Source organism: Corallococcus sp. AB049A, from assembly GCF_003668885.1.
In the GTDB taxonomy this organism is placed as follows: Bacteria; Myxococcota; Myxococcia; order Myxococcales; family Myxococcaceae; genus Corallococcus; species Corallococcus interemptor.
Map to the genome: position 1 here is coordinate 1 of NZ_RAWL01000433.1, position 7,062 is coordinate 7,062.

Genomic DNA, 7,062 nt, shown 5'->3' on the forward strand with positions numbered 1-7,062 from the left:
GTCCAAGGGGGCCTCGAGGAGGCGGCAGCAGGGCCTACATTTCGGGCGCGTCCCCGCGGCGAGAAGGTATGGTGCCTGCCGCCAAGGAGAACCCAAGACCATGTCCAACGTGACCCCTGACAAGCCCTCCCACAACGAAGACGACTACTTCGCGCGCGAGGAGATTGAAGCCAAGCGCAAGCTGGCCCTCGAGCAGTCCAAGGAGATGGCCGCCCAGCAGCGCGAGTCGCTCAAGCAGCTGCACTACATGAAGTGCCCCAAGTGCGGCATGGACCTGCAGACGCTGAAGCAGGGCAACGTGGAGCTGGACAGCTGCTTCAACTGCCACGGCGTCTGGCTGGACGCGGGTGAGCTGGACGAGGTCATCAAGCAGCACGGCCACGAGGGGAGCGGCAAGGTGATGGGCGCCATCCTCAACCTGTTCAAGCGCACGCCGCCGACCCCGTAGTCCCCCGTCTGGAGGAGGCTTCCCCATGGCCCTCACGCTCGAGCAGGTCCGGCACGTGGCCACCCTGGCGCGGCTGTCACTGACGCCGCAGGAGGAGGAGCGCTATGCCACCCAGCTGTCCGCGGTCCTGGACGCGGTGGCGGAGCTGGAAGCGCTCGATGTGAGCCAGGTGGAGCCCACCTCCCACGCGACGCTCGCGTCCTCGCTGTTGCGCGAGGACGTGCTGCGTCCGTCGCTGCCCCCGGAAGCCGGGCTCGCCAACGCGCCGGCGAAGGTGGGCAGCGCCTTCGCGGTCCCGAAAATCCTGGAGTAGCCCGCCATGTCGTCGCTCACCGACCTGTCGATGCTGGAGCTGGCGGCGAAGCTGGCTTCGCGCGAGGTGTCCTCCGTGGACGCCACGCGCGCGAGCCTCCAGCGCATCGCCCAGGTGGATCCCAAGGTCCGCGCGTTCCTGCGCGTGGACGAGTCCGGGGCGCTCAAGGCCGCCGAGGCCAGCGACGCGCGCCGCAAGGCCGGCAGCCCGCTGAGCGCGCTCGACGGCGTGCCCGTGGGGCTCAAGGACATCTTCCTCACGCAAGGGGTGGAGACCACCTGCGCCTCGCGCGTCCTGGAGGGCTTCGTCCCGCCCTATGACGCCACCGTGGTGCGCCTCCTGAAGGAAGCGGGCCTGCCGCTGTTGGGCAAGCTGAACATGGACGAGTTCGCCATGGGCTCGTCCAATGAATCGAGCGCGTACTTCCCGACCCACAACCCGTGGGACCTGACGCGCACGCCGGGCGGCTCGTCCGGTGGTTCGGCCGCCGCGGTGGCGGCGCGTGAGGTGTTCGGCGCGCTGGGCACCGACACGGGCGGCTCCATCCGCCAGCCCGCGGCGCTCACCAACACCGTGGGGCTCAAGCCCACGTATGGGCGGGTGTCGCGCTACGGCGTCATCGCCTTCGCCTCGTCGTTGGATCAGCCGGGCCCCATGGCTCGCACGGTGGGGGACACCGCGGCGCTGTTCCAGCTCATCGCGCGGCATGATCCGCTGGACTCCACCTCCGCGGACGTGGAGACGCCGGATTGCCTCACGGGGCTGGAGGACGGCGTACGCGGCCTCAAGCTGGGCGTGCCTCGCGAGTACTTCGCGGAGGGCATGGACCCGGAGGTCGCTGGCACGCTGCGCGCGTCGCTGGAGGAGCTGGAGAAGCTGGGCGCGACGCTGGTGGACGTGTCGCTGCCGCACACGAAGTACGCGCTGGCGACGTACTACCTGCTGGCGTCCTCCGAGGCGTCCAGCAACCTGGCCCGCTACGACGGCATCCGCTACGGGCAGCGGGCGAAGGACGCGCGCGGGCTCAAGGAGCTGTACACGCAGACGCGTGGGCAGGGCTTCGGCGCGGAGGTGAAGCGCCGCATCATGCTGGGCACCTACGCGCTGTCCGCCGGCTACTACGACGCGTACTACCTGCGCGCGCAGAAGGTCCGCACGCTCATCCGCGAGGACTTCACGAAGGTGTTCCAGCAGGTGGACGCCATCGTGTCGCCCACGTCGCCGGTGCCGGCGTTCAAGCTGGGCGCGAAGGTGGACGACCCGCTGTCCATGTACCTGATGGACGTCTACACGCTGCCGTGCAACCTGGCGGGCCTGCCGGGCCTGTCCGTGCCGTGCGGCTTCACTCAAGGCGGGCTGCCCATCGGCATGCAGCTGTTGGGGCGCCCCTTCGACGAGGCCCGCCTGCTGCGCATCGCCCGCGCGTTCGAGCGCGAGCACGACTTCTTCCGCCGCGCCGCCCCCGTCTAGCGGGCGCGGACACACGGGTGACACCGCCATGCCCCTGAGCGACTTCCAGACGGTCATCGGACTCGAGGTCCACGCGCAGCTGCTCACGCAGTCGAAGATTTTCTGCGGCTGCTCCACCGCGTTCGGCGCGGAGCCCAACCACCACACCTGCCCGGTGTGCCTGGGCATGCCCGGCGTGCTGCCGGTGCTCAACCAGCGCGTGGTGGAGTACGCGGTGCGCACGGGCCTGGCGCTCGGGTGCACGGTGGAGTCCACGAGCGTGTGGAGCCGGAAGAACTACTTCTATCCGGACCTGCCCAAGGGCTACCAAATCACCCAGTATGATCAGCCCATCTGCGAGTGGGGCGAGCTGGTCATCGACACGCCCTCCGGTGAGAAGACGGTGCGCGTGCGCCGCATCCACCTGGAGGAGGACGCGGGCAAGAGCATCCACGACGCGTCCGCCTCCGCGGGGCAGAGCCTGGTGGACCTGAACCGCGCGGGCGTGCCGCTGATGGAGATCGTCAGCGAGCCGGACCTGCGCGACGCGGACGAGGCGGTGGAGTACCTCAAGGCGCTGCGCGACGTGCTGGTGTACCTGGGCGTCAACGACGGCAACCTGGAGGAGGGCAGCTTCCGCTGCGACGCCAACGTGTCGGTGATGCCCAAGGGCTCCACCACGTACGGGCAGCGCTGCGAGCTGAAGAACCTCAACTCGTTCCGCTTCCTCAAGCAGGCCATCGAGTACGAAGCGGCGCGCCAGGTGGACGTCATCGAGTCCGGCGGCAAGGTGGACCAGGAGACGCGCCTCTGGGACGTGAACAAGGGCGTCACGCGGTCCATGCGCTCCAAGGAGGACGCGCACGACTACCGCTACTTCCCGGAGCCGGACCTGCCGCCGCTCCTGGTGTCGGACGCGCTGCGGGATTCACAGCGGCAGTCGCTGCCGGAGCTGCCGCGCGCCAAGCGCACGCGCTTCATGAGCGAGTACGGCCTGCCGGCCTACGACGCGCGCATCCTCACCGCCGAGCGCCCGCTGGCGGACTTCTTCGAGGCCTGCGCGAAGCACGTCTCCGACGCGAAGAAGCTCTCCAACTGGTTCCTGGGGGAGCTGAGCCGCCTGCTCAAGGAGGAGGGCACGCCCATCTCCGCGCTGCGCTTCACCCCGGCGCAGCTGGGCGAGCTCTTGACCACGGTGGAGAAGGGCACGGTGTCCGCGAACGCGGCGAAGGACGTGCTCGGGGAGATGTTCCGCACGGGCCGCGCGCCCGCGGACATCATCGCGGAGAAGGGCCTGGCGCAGGTCAGCGACGTGGGCGCCGTCGAAGCGGTGGTGGACGACATCCTCGCGAAGAACGCGGGCGAGGTGGAGAAGTACAAGGCCGGCAAGAAGAGTGTGTACGGCTTCTTCGTGGGCCAGGTGATGAAGGCCATGAAGGGCAAGGGCAACCCCGGCCTCGTCAACGAGCTGCTCAAGAAGAAGCTGGGGGACTAGCGGGGCACGGTGACGTGGAGCACGTCCTCTCCGCGCGGATCCGCGGACTGGGCGAGCACGTGCACGTCGTCCGGTCCCCGGCGCTCCAGGATGAGCGAGGGCGCCTCGAAGGTGTTGTCGAAGAAGCCGCCGGTGAGCTGCGGGTTCACCGCGTAGCGCACGCGCTTCAGGGTGCGCAGCTGCGTGAAGAGGCCTTCGTTGAACCACTGCTCGCGGCGCAGCTGTGTCTCGCCCGGCGCGTTGAAGGCCCAGGGCGCGTCCCAGCTCCACGCGTTGGCGGACGGCTGCGCGAGCACCTCCACGCCCAGCGCGTCCAGGTACTGCGCGCAGGGCACGAAGTAGGGTTCGCCGGACGTGTGGGGTTCGCGGAAGCCGTCGTAGCAGACGAGCGTCCCCAGCTTCCCGAACGGCGTGTCCAGCACGGGCAGGTCCTCCGGGCGGCCCGGGCTCAGGTGCAGCACGTCCTCCTGCGTGGGCACCAGGTTCACCTTGCGCGTGACGGCCACGCAGTGGCCCTCCGGTGAGAACGTGTAGCTGGTGTTGAAGGTGCGCGCGCCCGCGGGTTCGTACTCGGGCGTGTCCGGGCCCAGCCGGTTCATGGGCAACAGCGCGCTGCCGGCCACCACCCACAGGCCGAAGCCGCGCGCGATGCCGGAGAAGGTCCCGTACATGGCCCGGTGCACGCGCGGCGCCACCGTGGCGTAGAGGCATTCCTCCAGCGTCGGCGGGTGGAAGGCGCTCCACGTGCGGAACATGCCCAGCCACTCCGCGAGCGCCACGCGCGTCATCGCGCCGTTCGTCGTCTTGCGGTTGCGCACGCGCGGCAGGTGCCCCATCAGCCCCAGCGCCGCGCCCACCATCTCCGGCCAGACGGCGAGCGCGGGGTTCAACGGCCGGCCCGAAGCGTCCCGGGGGCGCAGCGCGTCCACGCGGGCCGCCAGCGCCCGGTGATGCGCGGCGAAGGTCTCCGGCGAGGCGTAGTCGTCGAGCGTGACGCGCGGCTGGATGGCGAACAGGTCGAGGGAGGTGGCCACGGTGCCGCGAGGATGACACCCGCCCCAAGGGCACGCGAGCCTCCCGGCGATGGACCGTCAGCTTCCGGGAGTGCCACCGTCGGGGCCGTGATGCGCATGAAGAGGACACTCCAGGTCGAGGTGCACGCGTTCGTCGACACGGCGGAGGCGCTCGCGGGACGCAAGGCGAAGGCCCGGGGCGTGGCGCCCGACAACACCGTGTGGTGGCTCGCGGAAGACGACGAGGTCCTTCACTTCGCGGACGCGTGGGACTTCTGGGAGCGCTTCACGCTGCCTGCCGGCGCCCCGGACTTCGACTACGTCCAGCCGCTTCCCGACGGGGAGGTGCTGCTCGTGAACGCGCGGTGCCGCTACCTTTCCGAGAAGCAGCATGAGCGCAACGCCCACGTCTATTCGCCGGAAGGCCTGTTGCTGCGGGAGCTGACCCTGGGCGACGGCATCGCGGACGTGCAGACGACGTCCGATGGACAGCTCTGGGTCAGCTACTTCGACGAGGGCGTCTTCGGGAACCGGGGCTGGGGCGGTGAGGGGCCTCAGCGGCCCATCGGTGAGGACGGCCTGGTGCGCTTCGATGCGCTGGGACAGCGGCAGGAGAGCGGCGTGCGGATGGCGCTGCCCGGAGAGCAGATCATCGTGGACTGCTACGCGCTCAACGTCGCGTCGGAGCAGGAGACCTGGTTCTACAGCTACACGGACTTCCCGCTCGTGCGCATGCGGCCCGGACAGCGCTCCACGGTCTGGAACTCTCCGGTGCGAGGCGCGCACGCCATCGTCGTCAGCGGCACGCACGTCCTGTTCGGGGGCGGCTACGACGCGGCCTGCGAGCTCCAACTCTTCACGCTGTACGACCGGGGCCACCAGCGCCTGGGCCCCTTGGCCCGCGTCGTCCTCACGGACGAGACGGGCCGTGCGTGGCAGCCCTCGTGGCTCAAGGGCCGGGGCGCCTGGCTCCACGGCGCGGAAGGGACTCGCCACTTCCGCGTGCACATGGACGAACTGACTGCCCGCGCGGGGGCTACTTGAGGAAGCCCAGCTCGCGCAGGCGCTGCTTGAGGAACGCGTCCGCGGTGATGGGCGGGTGGCGCGCGGGGTTGTCCGGCGTCTCCGTCTGCGGCAGCGGCTTCAGGATGCAGTCGGAGAACGGGTGCACGAAGAAGGGCATGGAGTAGCGCACCGTGTCCTGCTCCGGGCTGGGCGGGTTCACCACCCGGTGCGTCGTGGACGGGATGACGCCGTTCATCACCCGGCTCAGCATGTCGCCCGAGTCCACGACAATCTGCCCGCGCAGCGTGTCCACCGGGATCCACTCGCCGTCGCGCGTGAGCAGCTCCAGGCCGCCGGCCGTGCCCTCGCACAACAGCGTGATGAAGTTGATGTCCTCGTGCTCCGCGGCGCGCACCGCGCCCGGGATGAAGCGGTCCTTCAGCGGCGGGTAGTGGATGAGCCGCAGCACGGAGTTGCCGTCCACCGTCATGTCGCTGAGCGTGTTGCGCGCGATGCCCAGGTACTCCGCCAGCGCCTGGAGCATCACCGTCGCCGCGTCGTCCAGCTCCCGGTAGAGCGTCAGCGTGTGCTCCCGGAAGGTGGGCACCTCCTCCGGCCACACGTTGGCGCCATAGTCCTCGCGGTACGGGTGGCCCACGGGCAGCTCCCGGCCCACGTGCCAGAACTCCTTCAGGTCCCCCACCTTGCGGTTCTTCGCGTGCTCCTGGCCAAACGCCATGAAGCCCCGCTGCCCCGGACGCTCCGGCACCGCGTAGCGCGTCTTGGTGGACTCCGGCAGCTGGAAGAAGCGCTCCACGTCCGTGTAGGTGCGGCGGATGAGGGCGTCATCCACGCCGTGGCCCTCCACGGTCACGAAGCCGAACTCCTTGAGCGCGTCGCCAAAGACCTGGACGAAGCGGGCCCGCTCCTCGGGATTGCCGGAGCGGTAGTGGGACAGGTTCACGGTGGGGATGCGTCGGGCCGAGCGGGACATGCGCGCATCCTATCCGCGTGACACCTTCCTGACACGTCGCAGTCCGCCGCCCAACCGTCACCCCGGCCCCGGGGCTGGATGCCCCCTCACTTTGCGACACCCACCCTTGGCGGCAGTGGATGCCGGGCTTCCGGGATGTGCAGATTGGGCAGGGAATTGGCCAGGGGGGGCTGTATGGCCGAAGTGGCGAGGAACGAGCGCACGTGTTCTGCGTGCGGGCGGGGACATGGCGAGGGGACGTCGTGCGACACGCTCGTCCGGGAGGCCGGGGGCGGTCCCGGCAAGGCCGTGGAGGCACCGGCCGCCGTGGCCGCGACAGAGGAGGTGGATCCGCTGGTGGGGACC

General features: G+C 69.9%; 7 protein-coding genes. 5 read left to right on the top strand and 2 right to left on the bottom strand.

Annotation, left to right across the window (positions count from 1 at the left end; genetic code table 11):
• Positions 1–100: 100 nt before the first annotated feature.
• From D7X55_RS32545 to gatB, 4 genes are read left to right on the top strand one after another with little or no spacing between them, the layout of a single operon-like run.
• The gene (locus D7X55_RS32545) at positions 101–448 is read left to right on the top strand and encodes a zf-TFIIB domain-containing protein (protein ID WP_120551002.1); all 348 of its coding nucleotides are present in this window, start codon (positions 101–103) and stop codon (positions 446–448) included.
• 25 nt (positions 449–473) lie between these two features.
• On the top strand, positions 474–761 hold the full coding sequence (gatC, locus tag D7X55_RS32550) for an Asp-tRNA(Asn)/Glu-tRNA(Gln) amidotransferase subunit GatC (protein WP_014394213.1): 288 nt from the start codon (positions 474–476) through the stop codon (positions 759–761).
• A 6-nt stretch (positions 762–767) separates the two neighbouring features.
• The gene (gene gatA / locus D7X55_RS32555; RefSeq protein WP_121725092.1) at positions 768–2,231 is read left to right on the top strand and encodes an Asp-tRNA(Asn)/Glu-tRNA(Gln) amidotransferase subunit GatA; all 1,464 of its coding nucleotides are present in this window, start codon (positions 768–770) and stop codon (positions 2,229–2,231) included.
• Between the two features lie 28 nt (positions 2,232–2,259).
• Positions 2,260–3,705: an Asp-tRNA(Asn)/Glu-tRNA(Gln) amidotransferase subunit GatB gene (gene gatB / locus D7X55_RS32560; protein WP_121725093.1), complete on the top strand. Its 1,446-nt coding sequence runs from the start codon at positions 2,260–2,262 to the stop codon at positions 3,703–3,705.
• On the opposite strand, the gene D7X55_RS32565 is transcribed toward gatB, so the two are convergent.
• A complete protein-coding gene (locus D7X55_RS32565; RefSeq protein WP_121725094.1) occupies positions 3,702–4,739 on the bottom strand; it encodes a carbon-nitrogen hydrolase family protein in 1,038 nt (345 codons plus the stop codon). The genes gatB and D7X55_RS32565 overlap by 4 nt on opposite strands.
• Positions 4,740–4,835: 96 nt before the next feature.
• Here D7X55_RS32565 and D7X55_RS32570 point away from each other — a divergent pair, with 96 nt between their 5' ends.
• Complete coding sequence (locus tag D7X55_RS32570; protein WP_147470288.1) at positions 4,836–5,762, top strand: hypothetical protein; 927 nt, start codon at positions 4,836–4,838, stop codon at positions 5,760–5,762.
• On the opposite strand, the gene D7X55_RS32575 is transcribed toward D7X55_RS32570, so the two are convergent.
• Positions 5,755–6,717: an isopenicillin N synthase family oxygenase gene (locus tag D7X55_RS32575; protein WP_120551007.1), complete on the bottom strand. Its 963-nt coding sequence runs from the start codon at positions 6,715–6,717 to the stop codon at positions 5,755–5,757. The genes D7X55_RS32570 and D7X55_RS32575 overlap by 8 nt on opposite strands.
• Positions 6,718–7,062 lie beyond the last annotated feature (345 nt).

Bases quoted from the DNA above. Each gene is read 5' to 3' on its own strand.
- gatA (WP_121725092.1), top strand. From the start codon at position 768: ATGTCGTCGCTCACCGACCTGTCGATGCTGGAGCTGGCGGCGAAGCTG.
- D7X55_RS32575 (WP_120551007.1), bottom strand. From the start codon at position 6,717: ATGTCCCGCTCGGCCCGACGCATCCCCACCGTGAACCTGTCCCACTAC.
- D7X55_RS32545 (WP_120551002.1), top strand. From the start codon at position 101: ATGTCCAACGTGACCCCTGACAAGCCCTCCCACAACGAAGACGACTAC.
- gatC (WP_014394213.1), top strand. From the start codon at position 474: ATGGCCCTCACGCTCGAGCAGGTCCGGCACGTGGCCACCCTGGCGCGG.
- gatB (WP_121725093.1), top strand. From the start codon at position 2,260: ATGCCCCTGAGCGACTTCCAGACGGTCATCGGACTCGAGGTCCACGCG.
- D7X55_RS32570 (WP_147470288.1), top strand. From the start codon at position 4,836: ATGAAGAGGACACTCCAGGTCGAGGTGCACGCGTTCGTCGACACGGCG.